Raw genomic sequence first — 20459 nt, 5'->3', positions numbered from 1 at the left:
TTTTAAAATAATTCGAATTTTAGTGAATTTTAACGAATTTAAAAATCGCGCAATACACTGATACAACAGTATATTGCGCGATATATCAATATTATAATTATCTATTTTTCATAATCGGTTGGTAGAACAGGTCGATAACTACCGATGCGACGAGCGCCACAACAAAGGTCAACAAGAGGTTGCCTAAGCTGATCTTGGTCATGGCAATGCCGAGAAGGGCCAGAATCACCGTGAGGATGACGTCGCCCAGCTGGGTCAGAGCTACGGCCTTGGAGGGATAGTCCTGCCAGAAGTAGCGCTTGGTTCTGGTGATCAAAATAATGAACATCGCACTCAAAACGAGGAAGACGTAGACCATGGTCGAGATTGTGCCGTGTGACCACCCGTGTGTATTCAGGTAGGCAATCGCGGCGATGCCGATAATGGTCCAGCCAGCGGCCAGCGAGAAGGCAATTTTAGCCAGCTTGGCCATGTTCCAGTTTTCCGGCTTATAGGTAATCTGTGCCCGGTCGGTTCCAATCATCATCGTGACCATATTATTCATGATGGTGTAGATTACCATTGCGTTTAAGGCCATGGGAATGTAGTCGAAGAACAGGTAGCCAAAGGTGAGAATCATTGTTAGCTGGGCCGTTCTAGCCAGCTTGGTCAGTGACCAGGTGGTCATGCGCTGGTATACCCGGTGACCTGCATCTAAAATTTTGACAATCGACGATAGACCGTCGTTGAGCAGAACCATTTTGCCGGAGCGCTTAGCCACGTCGGCCGCATTGGAGACAGCGATGCCGACTTCGGCTTGCTTCAAAGCGGGGGAGTCGTTGACGCCATCCCCGGTCATCCCGACAATATAGCCTTTTTGCTGGAAGAACTTGACCATGCGCAGCTTGTCCTCGGGCAGCACGTCGGCAATGCCGGCCAGGTTGCTTGTGTCGGTATCCTCGTTAAAATCGTGAATCGAGATCACCTGGCCCTTGAGGTCAACCTGACGTGCGACGGCCACGGCCGTCTTTTGGTTGTCACCGGTCAGCATGATGGGCAGGACGCCCCTTTTTTTGAGTTCCGCCAATGCTTCCTTAGAATCAGAACGAACTCTATCTTGCAGGATGAAGACGCCCGCAAGCTGGTCGTCGATTAGCAAGGCGACAGAACGGCCCGCGCTGAAGTCGATTTCTTTGACTTTGTCGTTAGCCGTCTGGTCAATTAAGGATAGCTGCTTAAAAGAACCCAGCTTGACGTTATGCCCGTCAACCGTGGCCATCGAGTAGCCCGTGGCGGATGTGAAGGGGGTGAAGTCGGTCGCGGTCTTGACCGTTACCCCCTGCTGGACCACGTAGTCATCGATTGCGCTGTCGATAATCTTCTTGTTGCGCTGGTCGGTGGCAGCAGCGGCCAGTTCAAGAACGTCCTTGTTGTCTAGCTGGCTGAAGTTGGTCCAGCTTGATACTGCGGTCTTATTTTCCGTAATTGTGCCCGTCTTGTCGAGCAGCAGCAGGTTCAAGTTGGCCGCATCTTGGATGCCCGTCAAGTCTGAAGTTAAAACCCCTTCCTTGCTCAGCCTGGTTGCTTCGAAGGAGTTGGACAAGGCAAAGGTTGACGGCATTGCGACCGGGATGGATGCGATGAACATCATCGCCAAGAATGGCAGCATGCCGACCAGGTTTTTGAGGTCGCCGCCCTTGAAGAAGGAGGCAATCACGATTACCAGCGTCAAGATCCCGTCGAGAATGCACAAATAGTAGATAATCTTAGTCAACAGCTGCTGCAGGTGACCCGGAGCAGCAGAATTGTTGATCAGGTTGATCGTTTTACCCGAACGGGAATCAGCACCGGTTGCCGTCACGCGGGCAAGACCACTGCCCTCCATCACGGTTGTGCCGGCAAAAGCCGCGTCCTGCGGATTCTTGCGGACCGTTTTGGCTTCGCCCGTGATTGAACTTTCATCGGTTGAAATCTGGCCGTCGACGAGCTCAATATCGGCTGCGAGGACGTCACCGGGCTGGATGCTGATTAGGTCTCCTGGTACCAGGTACTTGGAGTCGATGCTTTGCCACTTGCCGTCACGCTCGACTGAAACGGTGGGCGTCAATTTGTGTGAAATATTATTTAGCACGCGGCGTGACTGCTTTTTCTTGGATGCGCCGTTCCAGGCCGCAAATAAGAGCATTAACAGTACGAAGAGCGACTGAATCCACTTGCCGAGCACGCATTCAAGAAGCAGGGCCGCCTCCAGAATCCAGGCGGAGAGGTTCCACAACTTAGATAAAAATTCCTTGAAAAAGTTGAATTGTGGTTCAGGAACTTCGTTGGGCCCCTTCTGGGCGAGAAGTTTATCTGCTTGGGCTTGACTTAAGCCGCTAATTTTTTCAGACATAGTTTTCCTTCCTTATTAATAATTCATTATCTAAATTAGCATAATCAGCCTGTTTTTACTAGCAATTGGGACAGACTGATGCTTTCATTTCTAAACTTGACCGGCAAGACATATTTTAAGTTTATTTAAAATTACTTGTTGAACTTCCTAGAATTATCAGAATGCTAAATAATAGGCGTATGTGGTTGCGCTTGCGCAACCCGCTTCTTCGATTCGATATAGGAACGTGTAAGCAGTGAAAGGAGCAAAAATGTTTGAGAAGTTACTAGTCACCGGTTACGTGCTTTTTTTGATAGCGATTGGCAAGGTGGCGCCTGACGATCATTCCTGGACCGACCGGATCAACCAGAATATTCCGGAAACGGTCAGTTATGCAAAAGTGTCTAAGAGTAGCCAAGATTATCGCAACGTGCAGGCCATTGACCCGGCGACCGGCAAAAAGCTGCCATACCGCATCAAGCGCGTGGGTGGCTACGATCCAAGCCGGCAGTATATTGCAATTGACCATAAGGGCCAGTACGTTCACCAGATTACGTACATTTCTAAGGCCAAGTACTTGGCTGCCAAGAACAAACTGAATTAACAAAATACTAACCATAAATACTAGTGTAAAAATATTGGGCACCAAAAAGGGCTTGCAAATCTGCAAGCCCTTTTAAGTTGGGAAAAATTGTTATTGACTAATCTTTGTCAACACTGTCCGGGAAGGTAGCTAAACGTTCGCCCGCACCGAGTTCTTCCTCGATTTCAAGCAAGCGGTTGTACTTTTCAACCCGCTCTGAACGAGCCGGGGCACCAGTCTTAAGCTGACCGCCATTGATTGCAACAGCAAAGTCGGCAATGAAGGTATCACCGGTTTCACCTGAACGGTGAGAAATCATCGTGTTGTAGCCGTTCTTACGGGAAAGACGGATGGTTTCCAAGGTCTCGCTGACCGTACCGATTTGGTTCAGCTTGATTAGTGAAGCGTTGCCGGCACCTTCCTTAATTGCTTTAGTTAAAAGCTTAGGGTTGGTACAAATGAAGTCATCCAGGACGATTTGAATTCTGTCCTTGTGGGTCTCAGTGAACTTGATCATACCGTCAACGTCGTTTTCATCGTAAGGGTCCTCAATTGAAATCAATTCAGGGAACTCGTCTAACAGCTTGTCGTAATATTCAGCTAATTGGTCGTCGTCAAAGACTTTGCCCTCGAAGTGGTACTTGCCATCTTCCTTGTTGTAGAAGTAAGAAGCGGCACAGTCGCAGGCGATGGCAATGTCTTCGCCAGGCTTGTAGCCTGCCTTGACAATAGCTTCATGCAGAGCCTTCAAGGCTTCTTCAGAGTTCTTCATGTTAGGGGCAAAACCACCTTCGTCACCGAGGCCAGTCTCGTAACCCATGTCCTCAAGAACCTTCTTCAACATGTGGTAGGTGTTGACAATCTTTTCAAAGCCGTCGCGGAATGAAGTCTTGTTAACGGGCGTAATCATAAACTCTTGAACATCGATTCCGTTGTCTGCATGCTCACCACCATTGATAACGTTGTGGAAAGTCTGAGGCATTTCGAGGTCGGTTCCGCCCAGGTACCTATACAAAGGCTGGTGACTGTCCTTAGCCGCTGCAGCCGCAGTAGCCATCGACACGCCCAGGATGGCGTTGGCACCAAGCTTGGCCTTGTTAGGGGTACCATCTAATTCGATCATTACGCGGTCAATGTTTGCTTGATCATGTGGATCAAGGCCTTTTAGCGCCTTGGCGATCTTGTCGTTAACGTTTTTAACGGCTTTGGCAACGCCCTTGCCGCCCACACGGCTGCCGCCGTCACGCAATTCAACTGCTTCGTTTTCGCCCGTTGAAGCACCTGATGGAACTTCAGCCTTGCCGACAGCGCCGTTTGAAAGGGTAACAAAAGCCTCAACAGTTGGGTTGCCACGTGAATCATAGATTTCCAGTGCATGAACATTTTCAATGACTGATTTTAACATCTAAAAACCTCCTAAAAATAAATGCTGCACTAAAGAATAGCACATACATTAGTGGAGCGCACGCTCCATCTCTACAGGTTAAATTTTATCCCAAGTTTGTGATTATGTAAACATTTGTAAACGATTTCTATTACTAAAAAAACTTTAAAAATATTTAGTCGCTTTTTCGTGCGGGATGCTATATCATTTAACTATACAAAATTTAATTTAGACCGGTTTATTTCGGCGAGGATATTAAGCAATATGGAAAAAGTAAAATTGATAATTGATTCTGGCGCAAACGAACAAAGCAGTGGGTCTTTGGCCGTTGTTCCCCTGACAATATCCCTTGCGGGGCGGGATTTTGTTGACGACAGCAGCCTGGATATGGACGAATTCCTTGCAGCCATGGCTGCAAACACTAAAGAAGGCAAAACTTCGTGTCCCAGCATCAATGATTGGCTTGAGAAACTGGAAGGTAGCAAGCGGGCCGTGTTGATGACGATTACAAGCGGACTCAGCGGAAGCTTTTCATCGGCATACCAGGCTAAGGAAATTTACGAGAAAGAGTATCCGGATAGTCGGATCATCGTAGTGGATACGCTGACGGCCGGACCAGAGATTGCGATTATTCTGCGTGAACTTAGGCGGCTGGTGGATGGTAAAATCCGTTTTGTCGATTTGGAACAAAAAATTTCCGCATATAAAACGCATACGCACCTTTTGTTTGTATTGCAGTCGCTGCATAACCTGGCACTCAACGGCCGGGTTAACATGGCCGTGGCCAAGGTGGCCGCAGCCCTGAAGATTGACCTTGTGGGCACGGCCAGTACCGCGGGCAAGCTGGAGCCGATTGCCAAGGTGCGCGGAATGAAACGGGCACTCAAGAAAATCCTGGGGCTGATGGATGAAATGAAGTATCAGGGCGGCCCGGTAATTATTGACCAGTGCAACAATGAACAAGATGCCCAAAGCCTCAAGGAAAAGATTGTTGCAAAGTACCCGCAGACCAGCGTGATTATCCGTCCCATGCGCGGACTGTGTGCGTTTTACGCGGAAGAGGGCAGCCTGATGGTGGGTTTTGCCGATGTGCAGGCTTGAATAAATACGCTAAGATTCACATGGTGGCCACTGCTTAAACGTTAGATTGTAATGGCACTAATTTTAAAAACGCGACTAACTTTCACGCTGCAAGTGGGGGCTAGTCTTTTTGGCTGGCTCCGATTTAAGCCCTAGTTGCGCGTTTTGCACAACCAGAATGTGGCCGCAGTCTGGTTATTCATTCAATTATTTTGTTTGCAAATAATATGTTTTATATAAATGATCAGTTGGTCCGATTGCGTAAAATTTATTAGTGAAAATTTATACAATGAAAACACATTATGCCGATAAAGCCGCTTTTTTGAAATTTTATTTGTGATAAAAATCATTATAATTTCATTTTTTAAATATTAATTTTCTCTTTAAACGGCTGCGACATCATGTTATAATGTAAGCGGTTAGATTAATAGCTACTAATTTAAAACAACTGATGCAGTCGATGTGTCTCTTCAGGAGGTGTAACGGGAGTATTTTTTAACGTTGAGTAAGTTTTTTGGAGGAAATTTAAAATGGATTTATTAAAAACCGTGATTGCCATGGTCCCAATCATCTGGTTGATATTATCCCTGGGCGTTTTTCACGTTCGCGGAGATCTCGCCTGTGTGATTGGTTTTGTTGGCGCAATCATATTAAGCATCGTCGGGTTCAACTTCTCGTTTACCAACAGCATTACGGCTGGCCTGGACGGCATCATTATGGCAATTTGGCCAATCATTTACGTTATCATTTCTGCTGTTTTCATCTATAACATCAGTAAAAAGTCGGGCGGCATGGACACAATCATGTCCATGTTGACCTCGGTTACTAAGGATATCAGAATCCTCGTGCTGATTTTGGCCTGGGCATTAGGCGGCTTCCTGGAGGCTGTGGCTGGTTTCGGTACTTCTGTGGCCATCCCCGCAAGTATTTTGATTATGTTGGGCATGAACCCCATCAAAGCCGCGGTGATTTGTTTAATCGCCAACACTGCACCAACGGCCTTTGGTGCAATCGGCTTGCCAATCACCACACTGGCTAAAGTTACGGGGCTGGGAGCCACGCAACTAGGCTTCTTTGTTTCCATTCAGCTGTTTGTTTTAATCCTGATTGTTCCCTTTGTCCTGGTTTACCTTGCCGGTGGCAAAGGCATGAAGTCCTTTAAGGACCAAGGTATTTTTACCTCTACGCTTCTTGCAGGGTTAACTTTTGCTGTTCCGCAGATTTTCATTACTAAGTACATGGGACCAGAACTGCCTTCAATCATCGGGGCGATTCTGTGTCTGGCTGCACTGGTTCTGGTTACCAAAATGCACACTAAAAAAGACATGGAAGCAGCAGCCGACGCACCTGAAAAGTCGGCTGGCGACAAATTCAAGGCATGGTTCCCGTTCATATTGCTCTTCATTTTGATAATCGGTACCTCGTCGCTGTTCCCGGGTGTCAAGAACACCTTGGCGGGCGTAAAATCGAGCTTCCACTTCTACAATGGCCCTGGGGCCAAGCCGGTTGACGTTGACTGGCTGACCTCGCCGGGTACCTTGATTCTGCTTTCCAGCTTTATTGGTGGGGCCGTTCAGGGACTATCCCTGGGCAAGATGTTCGCGGTCTTAGGCAGCACAATCAAGCAATTGAGCAAAACCATTGTGACCGTATGTGCGATTGTTGGTCTGTCCAAGGTCATGGGCTACAGTGGCATGGTTAATGCCATTGCCGTTAGTCTGGTTGCTGTGACCGGCCCGTTCTACCCGGTAATTTCACCAATCATCGGTGTTCTTGGCATCTTCATCACTGGCAGCGACACTTCCGCCAACGTTCTGTTCGGTGGTCTGCAAGCGCAGGCTGCACACGCACTGAACGTCAGTCCGTACTGGCTGGCTGCAGCTAACATGGCCGGTGCAACTGCCGGAAAGATGATTTCGCCGCAGAGTATTGCAATTGCCACCGGTGCAACCAACCTGGATGGCAAGGAGGGCGTTCTTTTAAAGAAGGTTCTGCCATACTGTGCAATGTACACGTTGGCACTCTGCGTGATTATCTACGTAGTAGGCAAGATGATGAGCCTGCTGTAATACTAAGCATTAATATAGTCGTATTAAAACAAATAAGGATCAACTCTTTTTAACGGAGCTGGTCCTTATTTGTGTGCTGCGATTTTTGGGTTCGGCTTGAGCAGCAAAACGTCTTGAGTACTGGGCGGATATGCACTACTTCACAGGTAGTCAGAGAATTTTGGGCTCCCTTAAATAAAAACCGCAAAGAGCTGTTGCGAAACGCTGAAGCAGAAAACTGCCAGGGTGGTGGCGCCGATGATGTCGGACGGGTAGTGGGCGCGCAGGCTGATGCGTGAGATCACCACCATTACCCAAATTGCAGTGAGCGTGACCACTAGGCCGGTGCCCAGCTGGGGCGCAAAGAGCTGTTCGACAATCAAAACCATGACCGTCGTTCCTAAAACGTGCCCGCTGGGAAAACTGTAGCCGCTTTCGAGCTCCGAATGCTTAAGTGGGCGCTGCCTGCGCACCCATTTTTTGAGGAGGATTCCGACCGCATCAGCAAAGCCGAGCGTGAATAGCACCCAAAATGCCTTCGCGTTTTGCTCCTCGTTAATTAAGAAGCTTGCCAGGAAAACATCCCAAACAACCAGCAGTTTAGGATCGTTGATGAAGGCAATAACCTGCCAACTGAATCCATTCTGCCTGCGCACCAGCTTGTGGTGCAGCCAGTGGTCGAAGAGGTTAAAACGACGTGATTTTTTGATATTAATAATTAATAGCAGCAAGATCAGGCCCGACAAAGCTGCAAGCCAAATACTCTTATGCAATATTGCATCTCCATCTAAATACTTATTCAATAATATTTTAGCAGATGGTATTTGGAGGCGGTTTAAGCAGGGGGAATGCTTGAATAAATTTTAAGAAATGAGTGCAAGCAGTTGGACAAGAATGCTAAATCAATGGTATTTTTTAATCCATTTTAAATTTTAAAAAATAACTGATGTAATTTGCAATTTTTAAACAGCAATGGCATAATGAATGACATTGAAGAGTTAAAAGTTAAAGCCACTTGGGGTGTCGAGCAATAATGATTAGGACACGTGTTGCCCGGCACGACAATGTTTTGACCGGTAGTCTTAAAGCTGCATAATAAGACGTCAGGATTGCGGGAAAAACCTGTAGTCCGGCGTTAATAGATTAGCTTAATCAAAACAGTGCAAGCATAATTTTGGGAAAAATTTGCGCTTGACCTGGCAAAAGCGGCGACCGGGTGAGTGGTGGACTTTGCTTCCATGCTAGGAAATATAAAGGAACTGGGGTAAGTACAAAAATGGGAATATTTTGGACGTCAATTCAAAGTGTTTTAGCAATCATGATCATGATTGCAATCGGATATTTTGCCAATCAAAAGGGTTGGTTTGATGAAAAGTTTTCACAATCGTTATCTAAAATAATCATGAAAGTGGCATTGCCGGCGTCAATTTTTATGTCGATGATGGAGCACTTCAAGCCTGAGCAGCTGTCCAGGCTGTCAATCGGGCTTCTGTACACAATCTTGAGCATTACGATCGGCTTGTTGATCGGCTGGTTCGTGGTTAGGGCAATGAAGATTCCTAAGGGCCGGCGCGGATTAATGATAACGGCAATGAACTTTGCCAACACGGTATTCATCGGGATGCCGCTTAACGAGGCGCTGTTTGGAACCGTCTCGGTGCCCTACCTGCTCGTCTACTACATCGTCAACACAATCATGCTGTGGACGGTCGGCGTGTGGATTATTGCGGCCGACGACCCCACCGTTGCTAGCGGCAACCAAAAGGTTAAGCTTGACTGGCACCACCTGATCCCGGCTCCTCTTTGGGGATTTATCGTGGCGATACCGTTCATCTTTATCCCTTGGCTGCAGAGCCACCTGCTGGTAAGCTTTGTGACTACCACGTTGTCAAAGGTCGGAGCACTGGTTACGCCGCTGTCGCTGATTTACATTGGAATCATGCTGAGCGGCTTCGGATTGAAGAATATGAACTTTGATCGGTCCGTAGTTGTTACCTTGCTTGGGCGCTTCGTCTTGGCACCGATTATAATTGCAGTCTTAATTTACCTCGGTGCACAGGCTGGTTTAACGATGATCCCGGTCTTTTACAAGACACTGATTATTCAATCGGCAACGCCAACCTTCGCGGTTCTGCCCGTTTTGGCAAGCACCTACCACGGTGACGTCAAGTTTGCGACCAACATTGTGGTTTCGGCGTCTGTCTTGTTTGTGATCGTGGTTCCCGTAATCATGCTGATTATGGGTTAACCCCAAGATTAAAATTCAAAACGTTTGGTTGGGGACCAACTTCCTATATGCACGGAAGTTGGTCCTCTTTGCGTTTAATGATATTAATTCGGCGCAAGATTGACCTAAATCGTATTGCCGGATGCAGGCGAGCTCGCTTAGCGCTTGGCAATGCAATGAACTGAAGCGGTCTTTGGCTATGGACGGCATCTTTGATTTTTGCGGATTGCTGAACGCTTATTGTGCGCTTCTTAAAAAATGCTAAAATATTTGGTGGGTTAAGAGCAACGCAGTTTTCAGGCCCAAACCGTGGTACTAGCCAGGCGGATATTAATCAGCGGAACAAGGCTCGTTACATTGCACCAATACCTGAAACTGTTGCCGTAATAAAAAAGAAGAAGCAAAAATGCTTCAACAAGAAACTCAAGCTAAAATTGCTAAATACGCAGCAATAGCGGCTTGGTCAGCGCCAGTAGTCGAATTGCTGGGGCTAATCAGAAGTCTTGTCAAAGCATTTTTAAGCTAACCAAGTGGTGAGGAGAAATAATAACATGAGTGATAAAGAGAAGAAATATTATGCATCAGCATTTTTGGCAATAATCATAGCGATAATATTATTTACAATCAGAAAGGTTTTATTTTAATGAGCAAATTGACTGAGGCTAGAGAAAAGGCAAATAGAAAGTGGGACGAGAAAAATAAAGAAAGAAAACGCTATTTGAATCGAAGATCAACTGCAAAAAGTTTTATTTTAAAAGATGCCACTGAAGAAGACTTGGATACGATGCAGGAATACATTGATCAACGTAGAAATGAATTGAAAGATAAATAATAAGAGCAAAAAATAGCACTCTAGGATAATTTCTAGGGTGCTTATTTTTGTGCAAAAAAATATAAATCAAGAAGGAAACGATGACTCAAGAGGCGGTCAACATTGAGTTTAGATAGATGTTTTTTATTTTCTTTATGCCGTGCGAAAGCAATAAAAAAGCTTGTAAACGTTTATGTTACAAGCTTTATATACGTTATTAAGGAGAGTACAGGATTTGAACCTGCGCGCCAAGGAAAACTTGGTTCGCCGGATTTCGAGTCCGGTGCATTACCACTCTGCCAACTCTCCGCAACGTTTATTATTATACATTAATTGCCCTTTTTTTCCAATACCATTGCAGATAAAAATATTTTTGATGAATGGAGGCTGGGCTGCAAAAAGTTCTACGGTAGTTGTGCCCCAAGTTATTCCCCAGGGTTTAAGCGGTCGCCAAACCGTTCGCTATATTCGCCGTACAAGGGTGCTTTTGACATGCACCTTTTATTTATAAGCGATTTTTGCTATAATGGACAACATCATTAAAACTGGTTGAGGTCATTGACTTTCAAGAATTGCGTTTAGGTTTGGGTTGCCTGAGCAGTTTTTGAAGGTCTTTTTTGTTGGGAAAGTGGGATGCAAATGCAGGTTTTAGGAGAGCTAGTGGTAATTTTGCTGTTTACGCTAATTGGCGGGCAGCTGAGCGCGCGGTGCAAGCTGCCGGCGGTAATCGGTGAACTGGCAGCGGGAATAATTATTGGTCCGGCGGTTTTGAACTGGGTCCAACCGGGCAGCATCATTAAGAGCGTGGCGGACCTGGGCGTTATTCTGCTCATGTTTCTCGCCGGGCTTGAGAGTGACCTGGACACGCTTGAAAAATTGTGGAAGCCGAGCTTCTTAGTTGCGGCTTTGGGCATGATTGTTCCCATTATCACCGCGTACATTACCGGAATTTGCTTTCATTTTTCCCAAGTTGAAAGCATCTTTTTGGGCATCACCTTTGCGGCAACCTCCGTTTCAATTTCCGTTGCCGTCCTGCAGGAAATGGGGCGCTTGGAAACAAGGGCGGGGATGACCATACTGGGGGCTGCCGTAGTTGACGATTTGCTCGCGGTTGTTCTGTTGAGCGTTGTCAGCAGTTTGGCCGGAATTGGTGGTGCCCATCCGGCACTGCAGCTGGGTGAGACGCTCTTAGTGCAAGTGCTTTTCCTGCTCATGCTGTTTGCAGCCGCAGTCTGGCTTGTGCCGCGGTTAATGGAACTAAGCGGGCGCTTGACGCTGCCCGCAGCCAAGACGCTGGTCAGCATGGTCATCGTCTTGACGGCCGCGTGGGGAGCCGAGCAGGTTGGCTTAAGCAACGTCATCGGCGCATTTTTTGCGGGGTTGGCACTCAACCGCACGTCCGCAAAAATAACGCTGGCAAAAAGTTTTACGGTCATTGGCTATAGTTTTTTCGTTCCTGTTTTCTTTGCCAGCATTGGCCTAGAAATGACCGTTGCCGGCATTACGGACGACTGGGCCTTATTCTTGACCCTGTTTGCCGGTAGCGTGGCGTCAAAACTAGTTGGTGCTGGAGCCGGTGCAAAGCTGGCCGCCTTTTCCGATTCTAATTCCCTGCTAATCGGTTCAGGAATGGTCTCGCGTGGTGAAATGGCCCTGGTTGTTGCCCAACTCGGGCTCCAGAAACACTTGCTGGCGCCAACGGCTTATTCGGTCGTTGTGGGCGCAATTATTATGACCACCCTGGTCGCACCCCTTTTATTAAAGTGGGCAATTGCAAGGCAACACAGGGGGTTCAACTGACTTAAATTAAAAGGGGCCCAGTTTTACCAATAGGACAGAATGGGCGGGAAAAGACTCGCCGTTTTCCACCAGCAAGCGCTAATACGCCATACTAGGCAAAAGAAAGGCGGGTGGTAAAAAGGCGCAGCTCCTTCTTTTAAAGAAGAACCACGCCTTTTACTTTTCCAGATGTTCCTTGACGATTTTTATGAGCAGCTTGGTTGCGCCCTGACCGGCCTTGTTGTCGTAGTATGACTGGTAGCGTTCGTCGCGCTCATAGCCGTTGACTATTCCTAAGTGAATCTCAGGCGAATAGTTGGGCATGATGACCTTGAGCCAGTCTTGGTGGGCGGTAAAGATTGCATCGCTCAGGGCGGCTTCTTTGCCGGGCTCCCTGACCACGGCCTGCAAATTGCGCACGAGGTCCGCCTCGGTGCGTTTCATCTTGTTGTAATTTTCTGCGGTAATTTTGTCAGTTCTCTTGTTCATGCTGTCTTCTCCTTGTCAGCGGTTATTTTACTCAATTACTATAGCATATTAGGCAATCATCACGCACCAATTAAATGGTAGGGGTAAAATAGGGGCGGTGTAAAATAAAGTACGAAGCTGCAGGAGGTGACGACGATGATTACGTTTGTGTGGGCTGAAGACCAAAAGCGCCAAATTGGGCAAAAAGGCCACTTGCCGTGGCACCTGCCGGCGGACATGAAGCACTTTAAAGAATTGACGGTGGGGCACCCCATTGTGATGGGGCGCAAAACTTTTGACAGCCTGCCTGCCATTTTGCCCGGCCGCCAGCACGTTGTCTTGACCAAGAGGCAAGACCTGGCAAATTCGCAAGTTGAGGTTGTTAATTCGCTGGCGAAGTTGAACGAGTGGCTGGACGCGCATCGAAGTGAACAAATTTACGTGATTGGGGGCGCAACGATTTTTCAGGCGCTTAAAGACCGTGCGGACTGCCTGGAAAGGACCGTGATTAAGGCATCGTTTGCGGGCGATACAAGGATGCCCAGGCTTGATTACAGCAAGTTCAGGCTGGTAAATAAGAGAGTGCACGGTCCCGATGAGCGCAACAAGTATTCTTACGAATTTCTGACCTATTTGCGCAAAACATCGTTTTGCACAAAAAATTCTTGACATGCTAAAATGTTGGTGTTAAATTAATAAACAATTAAATAATTAATACATCTTGAAAAGCAGAGTAGCCGTTGCTGTTGTTAATAAAGAGAACTGGCGTGGTGGTGAGAGTCAGTTAACAACGGATGGTGAACATGGGCTTGGAGTGATGACCGTGAGTGATATTTAGCTTGCGGCGGAGTTGCATCCGTTATCCTTGCAGGCTGTTGATTGACAGCTGATGAGATTTATTACGTGAGTAGTAAATGAATTTAAAGGTGGTAACGCGAAGCACTCGTCCTTAGTATTGGGGACGGGTGCTTTTTTATTGGAAAAATTGTGGAGGTTGCGTTGATGTCAAAGAAGGCAAAGCATATTGTTATTTGGGGGACTGTGGCCCTCGTTATCGTAGTCGCGGGCTGGTTTAGTTTTGGCCCGGGAATTGGACAGGGGACCACGAACAGTCACGTGGTGACCCTGGGAATTGTTAGTGAAACCAAGCCCAAGGAGGTTATCTGGCAGCACGTTGCGGATATTGCCAAGAAAAAGTACGGCGTGACGCTCAGGGTCAAGAATTTCACGGACTACAACCAGCCCAACAAGGCGGTAAAAAGCGGCGACCTTGACCTTAACGCCTTTCAGCACTATGCCTTTTTGAAGGCGTGGAACAAGGCTAATCACGGCGGAGTAGTTGCCATTGGCAGGACCAAGATTGCACCGATCAGGCTTTATTCCAAGAAGTACCACAAGCTGGATGACCTTCCTGCCGGTGCTACGATTGCCGTGCCCAACGATGCTTCTAATGAATCGCGGTCATTGTTCGTTCTGAAGAATGCGGGCCTGATTGGGCTGCGCCCTGGCAAGACCCTGGTGACCGCCGCCGACATCGTTAAGAATCCCCAGAATCTTAAGATTAAGGAGATTAACGCTGACCAGGCTGGCCGGGTCATTGACTCAGTTGACGCTGCGGTGGTTAACAATGACTTTGCGGCACCTGCCGGTCTGGGCAAGAAGGAGACCATCTACGTCGAACCGGTGAACAAAGACTCCCTGCAGTGGGTAAACATCATTTGTGCACGCAAGGGTGAAGAGAAAAACAAGGACTATATCGCAGTCGTCAAGTCCTTTCAGACAGATGAAATCAAGCGGCTTTATAAAAAGTACTATGGCGACATGGAAAAAACAGCTTGGGACCTGAAGTTTTAGTGAATGGAGCAATAAGCATGGGAATTATTGAATTACAGCACGTCAACGTTGACTTTACAGATAAAAAAAGGAAGGTCGTCCATGCGGTTCACGATGTAAGTCTAACCGTTGAACCCGGGGACATCTTTGGCATCGTCGGGTTCTCTGGTGCCGGCAAGTCGACGCTGGTTAGGACGATCAACTTGCTGCAGGCGCCAACCGCAGGCACCATCAGCGTTAATGGGACTGACTTTGTCAAGGACGGCAAGCAGGTTATTGGCAACAAGAAGCTGCAGCTTGCGCGGCGCAAAATCGGGATGATTTTTCAGAATTTTAACCTGCTGAATGAGATCACGGTGGTCGAAAACGTGGCCTTCGCGCTCAGGCATTCCGGGTTAAAGGACAAAGAAATTACGGCCAAGGCCCAGACGCTGCTTGAACTGGTCGATCTAAAGGACAAGGCCAATTTTTACCCGAGTCAGCTCTCGGGCGGCCAGCAGCAGCGGGTTGCAATTGCACGGGCCCTGGCCAATGAGCCGGACATCTTGATTTCAGATGAGGCAACCAGTGCACTTGACCCGCAAAACACCCAGCAAATCCTCAAGCTGCTCAAGAAACTACAAAAAGAGCTTAACCTGACGATTGTTTTGATTACCCATGAGATGAACGCGGTTAAGAAGATTTGTAACAAAGTTGCGGTTATGCAGCAGGGCCAGGTGGTTGAGAAGGGCAGCCTGCGCGACGTCGTCCTGCACCCGCAAAACAAGTTGACGCAGAGTTTCGTTGGCGGTTCGCGCGAGGTTATCAACACCTTGAAGCTGCTTAACCTGGACAAGCTGAACGGCGACGAGGCGATCTACCAGTTGGTCTACAGCATGGCCAATGTCACCAAAACGATTATTGTCGACCTGTACCGGAAAGTTGGCGTTGAAGCCAGCATGCTTTACGGCAACGTTGAACTGCTGAACGATGATCCAATCGGCACGCTCTTGGTACTGGTCAAGGGCAACCAAGAACAGCAGGAAGCGACGGTTCGCTTCTTGACGGAAGAAAAAGTGGCCGTGACGCGGCTAAATGAAAAGGGGAAGTTATATGAATAGTTGGTTTACTAAAGTTTTTCCAAACGTAGTTAATTTGGGCTGGCTAGGCGACACGGGCTGGGGCACGGCCATCGGGCAAACTTTATTCATGACCTTTTGGTCAGCCGTTTTTGGTGGCATTCTCGGCATTATCTTTGGCGTCTTGCTTGTATTAACTAAGCAGGGCGGCATCAAGTCTAATAAGTTCTGGTATAACGTCTTTGACAAGATTGTTTCCATCTTCCGGGCCATTCCCTTTATCATCTTGTTAGCCTTCATTGCACCGGTCACGCAAAAAATTGTTGGCACGCAGATTGGCATTAAGGCGGCACTGGTTCCGTTAACTCTAGGGGTCTTTCCCTTTTATGCCCGGCAGGTTCAGGTTGCACTGGAAAGCGTGAGTCAGGGCAAGATTGAGGCGGCCCAAAGCTTGGGAGCAACGACTTGGGATATTATCTTCAGCGTTTACCTCAACGAGGCACGTTCTGAACTGGCCCGTGTTTCGACGGTAACGGTCATCAGCCTGATCGGTTTGACGGCGATGGCCGGAGCCATTGGTGCAGGGGGACTCGGCAATACGGCGATTTCATACGGTTACCAGCGCTTTGACAACGATGTGACCCTAGTTGCCACGCTTCTAGTCATCGTCTTAATTTTCATCGTTCAGATTATTGGCGACCTCTTTGCGAAGAAATTAAACCACCAAAATAAGTAGACGGCATAAATTTACTGCAAACAAAAACCCAGCGGGCAGGCACCCGCTGGGTTTTTATTGGTTAAATTATTTTACGGCATCCTTCAAAGCCTTGCCTGGCTTGAATGCAGGAACCTTAGTTGCAGGAATAGTCAAGGTCTTGCCTGTTTGCGGGTTTCTACCCTTGCGTTCAGCACGCTCACGAACTTCAAATGAACCAAAGCCGATGATCTGCACCTTTTCACCCTGGGCGAGGTTCTCCTTAATTGAGTCAATTAAAGCGTCGATTACTTTTTCGGCGTCCTTTTGCTTGAGCTCAGTTTTAGCTGCAACTTCCTTGGTAAGTTCAGATTTGTTAATTGAAGCCATTTTTCTTCTCTTTTCTATAAAATTTATTAATCAAGCACCGCACCATATCAACCGGCATAAGATTCGGTTAAAGCACTGCTATGCTTGATAATTAACAACTTTTCTTATTTTATCACAGATAGCTGGTGCTTCAATAGGAAAAGCGGAAATATCTTTTATTTTTGCCGCGCCAGGATGCGTTCGGTCATTTGCTGGTAGTTGAGGTAGAGCGGCTTGAAGCGGGAATGCTGCTCCTTTTGCCAGGGCTTAGGCTTGCCGCAGAAGTGCAGGATCGAGGTGTTTTTCATGATCCACTCGGTATTAATGCTGCCGGTGCTGCGGGCCAGGTAAACGGAATAGGCCCGTGCGTCAAAATTCCAGCGGGTTTCGGGGATTTTAAGAATGTCCTCACCGTAAAGGTAGTTGAGAATGTCCTGGTCCGGTAGGATCAACGTGTCGTGGTGCTTGCTGATTGCTTGTGAAATGTCCCCCGGTTCGACTTTCTGCCGCATCTGGTCGAGGTCCATGAGCATAACGCCGGAGTTGAAGTAGCCCGTATTTGTGCCCAGTCTTAAGTTGTTGATTGAACTCATGATGTCGGTCAGGCCCTCGTGAACGGCAGCCGCGAACATCTTTTTTTCCAGGTTTAACTCCCACAGGGGGCGGATTGCGTTGATGACCAAAATGTCGGGGTCAAGGTAGATGACCCGGTGGAGTTCTTGCGGCAAAACGGTGCTCGACAGCAGCCTGTAGTACATTTCCTTAGGGTAATCGTGCAGATTAAGCAGAGCCGCGGGGAAGGTAAAATTTCGCTTCATGCCTACCGGTTCGATGGAAATGCCGCTTTGACTACCAAAATTTTTGAGCGCAGCTAGGGCCCCGCTGTCAATGTTGTCGTGGATTAGCCAAATGCGGAATTTTTCGTCGAGGTTGTTGAGCCGGAGTGAATAAAGCATCACTTCAAGCGGCTTAATGTAGTTCTGGTCAATCGTAACGAGAATTTCAATTGTTTCTTTCTGATTTTTTTTCATAACAAGACTTTCTATAATAATTAACGGGAGCATTACCCTAAATAGTATAAAACAAATTTGGCCTTCCTGAAGACAAGAAATTATGCGGACGATGTAGTAAAATGAGTAACTGGACAGTTGATAATGATTAAGGGGGATAAAAGTGATCAAGAAATTATTGTTAAGTTTTATCAGCATAACCACGCTTTCGCTGGGACTCAGTACGGCTGCGCCGATTTTTGCGGCGGATGTGCCTGCAGATTCGCCTGCCACCGCTGCGGTGGGCAACCCTGACAACAGCACTAAGGAGCCTGCTAAGGGCTCCACTGATGGCGCGCAGGCCATCCAGCTAATGCAGAAATACGTCCGCGTGAGCAGAAAGTCATTCGTTTACAACCAAAAGGGTAAACGGATGAAAAAGAAAGCGCTGAAAAAGGGAACCATTATTTATATTACGTCGTTTAACACGGTCAAGGGCAAGGCACTCCTTGGCTTTAGTCTTGGCAAGAAGAAGACGGGCTATATCAAGTCTAATAACGTTAAATTGTTCCATGCCGTCAAGTACAAGTTGAAAAAGAAGGCCCTAGTGTACAATAAAAAGGGCAAGAAAACGGGCTACTACATTTCCAAGGGCAAGTGGTTCTCCGTATTCAAGACGAAGAGGATTCACGGCGTCAACTACGTGGGTTCTTATGACAACAGCTTTATTAAATGGTCAACTTTGGACCACAAGCATCCCAAAGTATTGAATTAATAGTTTAGGCGGTAGGGGGGCAGCTCGTTTTTTCATACGGAAGGGTTTACAAAGCCCCTATTTAGTTATATATTTGGTTTGGGAATAGTTTACTACCGATAATTATTTTAGGACTATTGATAAAGCCCAATAATCGAAGTAGGAGTTAAAAAATGAATAATAGCTTATCGATGCAATTGGTGGGAGAGTTCTTCGGAACGATTATCCTGATTTTACTCGGCGATGGTGTGTGTGCCAGCGTCAACTTGAACCAGTCCAAGGCCAAGAATAGTGGCTGGATTGTCATTTCGCTTGGCTGGGGATTTGCCGTTACATTTGGCGTGTACTGCGTTAGCTGGCTGTCACCGGGTCACTTTAATCCGGCGGTTACGCTGGGGATGGCCATTGCCCACAAGATTGCCTGGTCATCAGTGTTGCCGTATTTTGCGGCTCAGGTTGCCGGCGGTTTTATCGGCGGCATCCTGGTGTGGCTGACGTATTACCCGCACTGGGCCGAAACAGACGACCAGGAAGCAATTCTGGGCACTTTTGCAACCGTTCCGGCGATTAGAAATTACCTCTGGAACTTTGTTACCGAGCTGATGGCCACATTTGTCCTGGTTTACGGACTTCTGGCAATGGGTCACACCCAGTTTGCTCCGGGATTGAACCCGCTTCTGGCTGGTTTTCTCATTGCCGCGGTGCTGCTATCGCTAGGCGGACCTACGGGTGCCGCCATGAATCCAGCCCGGGACTTGGGACCGCGTCTTGCTCACCAGTTCATGCCGATTGCCAATAAGGGTGGTTCAGATTGGGCCTATAGCTGGGTTCCGATTGCTGCACCGCTTACTGGCGGCGTGATTGCAGGATTGTTATTCAATGCTTTGGCATAGAGCTGAAGCTGAAAACTCACGGTTTGTTTTAAAACCGTGAGTTTTTTTGTGCGGTAAAATTCGGTGTTTCCTAGGCTTCGGCATAGGGTCAGCTGCCTTACGGCTTGAAGTGCCGCAGTATTTCAATCCCCTGTCTTTGGTACTTGTTGGGAACAAAGCTCTTGCGCATGGCAATTTGCATGTAGGCCCAAAGTTTCTGACCGGGTTTTAGGCGAATGACGTGAATTTCCGGAACATTTTTGATGCTGCTCTCCATTGCTAGGGCAATGCCGACGTTGCGTTGCACAAGGTCAATCATCAGTTTCATTGTGGTTGCGGTGTAGATGATTCGGGGAGCAAAGTCGCCTAAGCGGGCCTCTTCTTCCAGACACTCCCTGGTTAAATAGCCGCGTTCGCGCGCAATAAAACCGCGACTGCGCAAGTCGCTGGCATTAACGTCGCTTAGGTCCCTCCAGGGATCGTCCGGCCCGGTGATGATCACGAGTTCGGTCCTCTGCAGGTTATGGATAAAGTATTCCGGGTCGTTGATTGGCACCATCCACGAGTAGATTGCGACGTCAACGTTGCCGTTAGTCAGATCGGAAAAGGCATCGGCAGACCTTTCAATGTGGGTGTCCAGCAAGTTAGTGATGTGTGCCCGGTAAAATTCCTGGACAATGTCGGCAATGTAAAAGCTTCCGGCTTCGCCTGAAAAGGCCAGCCGGATTTTTTTGTCGCTTGCGTGGGTCACGTCGTAGTTAATGCTGGCAATATCTTGCAGCAAAATCTTGGCTTTCCGGTACAAGAGGTCGCCGGCGGTGGTCAAAGCAATTTTGCTTTTGCGGTGCTTTTGAAGGAGCAGCGGATCGGCGAACTTGGCTGCCAGGCGCTTGACCGCCATTGAAATAGTTGGCTGGGTCACGTTGAAATAGGCGGCGGTTGCCGTATAGCTTCCGGTCTCAACCAGCTTGCAAAAGTATGAAAGGTCTTTTTCGTTCATTTTTCCCCCTAAACTAATAAAATTTTTTTATAAGTATATCTTTTTAAATTATATTAAATTCTGCCAAATATGCAAGCATTCCCCACATCACGGCGTTTATGGACGCATTTGTGCAAATATGGCCGGCAAAAATTTATTAGACTTCCTTTTCTTGACAAGA

19 protein-coding genes and 1 tRNA gene are annotated in these 20459 nt (G+C 47.6%); 12 read left to right on the top strand and 8 right to left on the bottom strand.

All coding sequences use genetic code 11. The features are described 5' to 3' along the window. Positions 1 to 97 precede the first annotated feature (97 nt). Positions 98 to 2371: an HAD-IC family P-type ATPase gene (locus AC2JF8_RS02620; RefSeq protein ID WP_500760824.1), complete on the bottom strand. Its 2274-nt coding sequence runs from the start codon at positions 2369 to 2371 to the stop codon at positions 98 to 100. Positions 2372 to 2621: 250 nt separating this feature from the next. On the opposite strand from AC2JF8_RS02620, the gene AC2JF8_RS02615 reads away from it, so the two are divergent. Next, entirely contained in the window at positions 2622 to 2954 is a 333-nt protein-coding gene (locus tag AC2JF8_RS02615) for a YxeA family protein (RefSeq protein ID WP_500760821.1), read from the top strand. Between the two features lie 97 nt (positions 2955 to 3051). Here the strand turns inward: AC2JF8_RS02615 and eno are convergent, their stop codons facing one another. Further along, positions 3052 to 4338, bottom strand: coding sequence for a phosphopyruvate hydratase (gene eno / locus AC2JF8_RS02610; RefSeq protein ID WP_500760818.1), 1287 nt, complete (start codon positions 4336 to 4338; stop codon positions 3052 to 3054). 243 nt (positions 4339 to 4581) lie between these two features. Between eno and AC2JF8_RS02605 the strand changes: the two genes are divergently transcribed. Then, a complete protein-coding gene (locus tag AC2JF8_RS02605) occupies positions 4582 to 5418 on the top strand; it encodes a DegV family protein (protein ID WP_500760815.1) in 837 nt (278 codons plus the stop codon). Between the two features lie 509 nt (positions 5419 to 5927). Then, the gene (locus AC2JF8_RS02600; protein WP_500760812.1) at positions 5928 to 7466 is read left to right on the top strand and encodes an L-lactate permease; all 1539 of its coding nucleotides are present in this window, start codon (positions 5928 to 5930) and stop codon (positions 7464 to 7466) included. A gap of 170 nt (positions 7467 to 7636) precedes the next feature. On the opposite strand, the gene AC2JF8_RS02595 is transcribed toward AC2JF8_RS02600, so the two are convergent. Then, positions 7637 to 8218 (bottom strand): phosphatase PAP2 family protein, encoded by a 582-nt coding sequence (locus AC2JF8_RS02595; protein ID WP_500728901.1) that lies wholly within the window; start codon positions 8216 to 8218, stop codon positions 7637 to 7639. A gap of 503 nt (positions 8219 to 8721) precedes the next feature. On the opposite strand from AC2JF8_RS02595, the gene AC2JF8_RS02590 reads away from it, so the two are divergent. Together AC2JF8_RS02590 and AC2JF8_RS02585 are read left to right on the top strand one after the other, a co-directional pair. After that, entirely contained in the window at positions 8722 to 9693 is a 972-nt protein-coding gene (locus tag AC2JF8_RS02590) for an AEC family transporter (RefSeq protein WP_500728900.1), read from the top strand. 622 nt (positions 9694 to 10315) lie between these two features. Beyond that, positions 10316 to 10504, top strand: coding sequence for a hypothetical protein (locus AC2JF8_RS02585; protein ID WP_500760809.1), 189 nt, complete (start codon positions 10316 to 10318; stop codon positions 10502 to 10504). Between the two features lie 199 nt (positions 10505 to 10703). Here AC2JF8_RS02585 and AC2JF8_RS02580 read toward each other — a convergent pair. Further along, a tRNA-Ser gene (locus AC2JF8_RS02580) sits at positions 10704 to 10792 on the bottom strand. 330 nt (positions 10793 to 11122) lie between these two features. On the opposite strand from AC2JF8_RS02580, the gene AC2JF8_RS02575 reads away from it, so the two are divergent. Beyond that, a complete protein-coding gene (locus AC2JF8_RS02575) occupies positions 11123 to 12283 on the top strand; it encodes a cation:proton antiporter (protein WP_500728898.1) in 1161 nt (386 codons plus the stop codon). A 156-nt stretch (positions 12284 to 12439) separates the two neighbouring features. Here the strand turns inward: AC2JF8_RS02575 and AC2JF8_RS02570 are convergent, their stop codons facing one another. Then, entirely contained in the window at positions 12440 to 12751 is a 312-nt protein-coding gene (locus tag AC2JF8_RS02570) for a TipAS antibiotic-recognition domain-containing protein (RefSeq protein ID WP_500728897.1), read from the bottom strand. 135 nt (positions 12752 to 12886) lie between these two features. On the opposite strand from AC2JF8_RS02570, the gene AC2JF8_RS02565 reads away from it, so the two are divergent. From AC2JF8_RS02565 to AC2JF8_RS02550, 4 genes are all read left to right on the top strand, one after another. After that, positions 12887 to 13399: a dihydrofolate reductase gene (locus AC2JF8_RS02565; protein ID WP_500760806.1), complete on the top strand. Its 513-nt coding sequence runs from the start codon at positions 12887 to 12889 to the stop codon at positions 13397 to 13399. Positions 13400 to 13729: 330 nt separating this feature from the next. Further along, positions 13730 to 14584 (top strand): MetQ/NlpA family ABC transporter substrate-binding protein, encoded by an 855-nt coding sequence (locus AC2JF8_RS02560; RefSeq protein WP_500728895.1) that lies wholly within the window; start codon positions 13730 to 13732, stop codon positions 14582 to 14584. Positions 14585 to 14601: 17 nt separating this feature from the next. Next, positions 14602 to 15663 (top strand): methionine ABC transporter ATP-binding protein, encoded by a 1062-nt coding sequence (locus AC2JF8_RS02555; RefSeq protein ID WP_500760803.1) that lies wholly within the window; start codon positions 14602 to 14604, stop codon positions 15661 to 15663. Further along, the gene (locus AC2JF8_RS02550; RefSeq protein WP_500728893.1) at positions 15656 to 16357 is read left to right on the top strand and encodes a methionine ABC transporter permease; all 702 of its coding nucleotides are present in this window, start codon (positions 15656 to 15658) and stop codon (positions 16355 to 16357) included. Before AC2JF8_RS02555 ends, AC2JF8_RS02550 begins: the two co-directional genes overlap by 8 nt. A 66-nt stretch (positions 16358 to 16423) precedes the next feature. Here the strand turns inward: AC2JF8_RS02550 and hbs are convergent, their stop codons facing one another. After that, positions 16424 to 16705 carry a non-specific DNA-binding protein Hbs gene (gene hbs / locus AC2JF8_RS02545; protein WP_500728892.1) on the bottom strand — a complete coding sequence of 94 codons (282 nt, stop codon included), beginning with the start codon at positions 16703 to 16705 and terminating at the stop codon, positions 16424 to 16426. A 155-nt stretch (positions 16706 to 16860) separates the two neighbouring features. Continuing rightward, positions 16861 to 17715 (bottom strand): glycosyltransferase family 8 protein, encoded by an 855-nt coding sequence (locus AC2JF8_RS02540; RefSeq protein ID WP_500728891.1) that lies wholly within the window; start codon positions 17713 to 17715, stop codon positions 16861 to 16863. 142 nt (positions 17716 to 17857) lie between these two features. Between AC2JF8_RS02540 and AC2JF8_RS02535 the strand changes: the two genes are divergently transcribed. Continuing rightward, positions 17858 to 18448 (top strand): SLAP domain-containing protein, encoded by a 591-nt coding sequence (locus AC2JF8_RS02535; protein WP_500760800.1) that lies wholly within the window; start codon positions 17858 to 17860, stop codon positions 18446 to 18448. 152 nt (positions 18449 to 18600) lie between these two features. Next, positions 18601 to 19320, top strand: a complete 720-nt coding sequence (locus tag AC2JF8_RS02530) for an MIP/aquaporin family protein (RefSeq protein WP_500728889.1) — start codon at positions 18601 to 18603, stop codon at positions 19318 to 19320. 97 nt (positions 19321 to 19417) lie between these two features. On the opposite strand, the gene AC2JF8_RS02525 is transcribed toward AC2JF8_RS02530, so the two are convergent. Further along, positions 19418 to 20299, bottom strand: coding sequence for a LysR family transcriptional regulator (locus tag AC2JF8_RS02525; protein ID WP_500760797.1), 882 nt, complete (start codon positions 20297 to 20299; stop codon positions 19418 to 19420). Positions 20300 to 20459: the final 160 nt, after the last annotated feature.

It is taken from the genome of Lactobacillus sp. CA30L, from assembly GCF_059900845.1.
This window is presented reverse-complemented; position numbering and strand designations above follow the sequence as displayed.

Excerpts from the sequence above, each read along its gene's own strand:
- eno (WP_500760818.1), bottom strand. The coding sequence starts at position 4,338 with ATGTTAAAATCAGTCATTGAAAATGTTCATGCACTGGAAATCTATGAT.
- AC2JF8_RS02590 (WP_500728900.1), top strand. The coding sequence starts at position 8,722 with ATGGGAATATTTTGGACGTCAATTCAAAGTGTTTTAGCAATCATGATC.
- AC2JF8_RS02575 (WP_500728898.1), top strand. The coding sequence starts at position 11,123 with ATGCAGGTTTTAGGAGAGCTAGTGGTAATTTTGCTGTTTACGCTAATT.
- AC2JF8_RS02620 (WP_500760824.1), bottom strand. The coding sequence starts at position 2,371 with ATGTCTGAAAAAATTAGCGGCTTAAGTCAAGCCCAAGCAGATAAACTT.
- AC2JF8_RS02540 (WP_500728891.1), bottom strand. The coding sequence starts at position 17,715 with ATGAAAAAAAATCAGAAAGAAACAATTGAAATTCTCGTTACGATTGAC.
- AC2JF8_RS02605 (WP_500760815.1), top strand. The coding sequence starts at position 4,582 with ATGGAAAAAGTAAAATTGATAATTGATTCTGGCGCAAACGAACAAAGC.
- hbs (WP_500728892.1), bottom strand. The coding sequence starts at position 16,705 with ATGGCTTCAATTAACAAATCTGAACTTACCAAGGAAGTTGCAGCTAAA.
- AC2JF8_RS02530 (WP_500728889.1), top strand. The coding sequence starts at position 18,601 with ATGAATAATAGCTTATCGATGCAATTGGTGGGAGAGTTCTTCGGAACG.
- AC2JF8_RS02585 (WP_500760809.1), top strand. The coding sequence starts at position 10,316 with ATGAGCAAATTGACTGAGGCTAGAGAAAAGGCAAATAGAAAGTGGGAC.
- AC2JF8_RS02555 (WP_500760803.1), top strand. The coding sequence starts at position 14,602 with ATGGGAATTATTGAATTACAGCACGTCAACGTTGACTTTACAGATAAA.
- AC2JF8_RS02565 (WP_500760806.1), top strand. The coding sequence starts at position 12,887 with ATGATTACGTTTGTGTGGGCTGAAGACCAAAAGCGCCAAATTGGGCAA.
- AC2JF8_RS02615 (WP_500760821.1), top strand. The coding sequence starts at position 2,622 with ATGTTTGAGAAGTTACTAGTCACCGGTTACGTGCTTTTTTTGATAGCG.
- AC2JF8_RS02600 (WP_500760812.1), top strand. The coding sequence starts at position 5,928 with ATGGATTTATTAAAAACCGTGATTGCCATGGTCCCAATCATCTGGTTG.
- AC2JF8_RS02570 (WP_500728897.1), bottom strand. The coding sequence starts at position 12,751 with ATGAACAAGAGAACTGACAAAATTACCGCAGAAAATTACAACAAGATG.
- AC2JF8_RS02525 (WP_500760797.1), bottom strand. The coding sequence starts at position 20,299 with ATGAACGAAAAAGACCTTTCATACTTTTGCAAGCTGGTTGAGACCGGA.
- AC2JF8_RS02550 (WP_500728893.1), top strand. The coding sequence starts at position 15,656 with ATGAATAGTTGGTTTACTAAAGTTTTTCCAAACGTAGTTAATTTGGGC.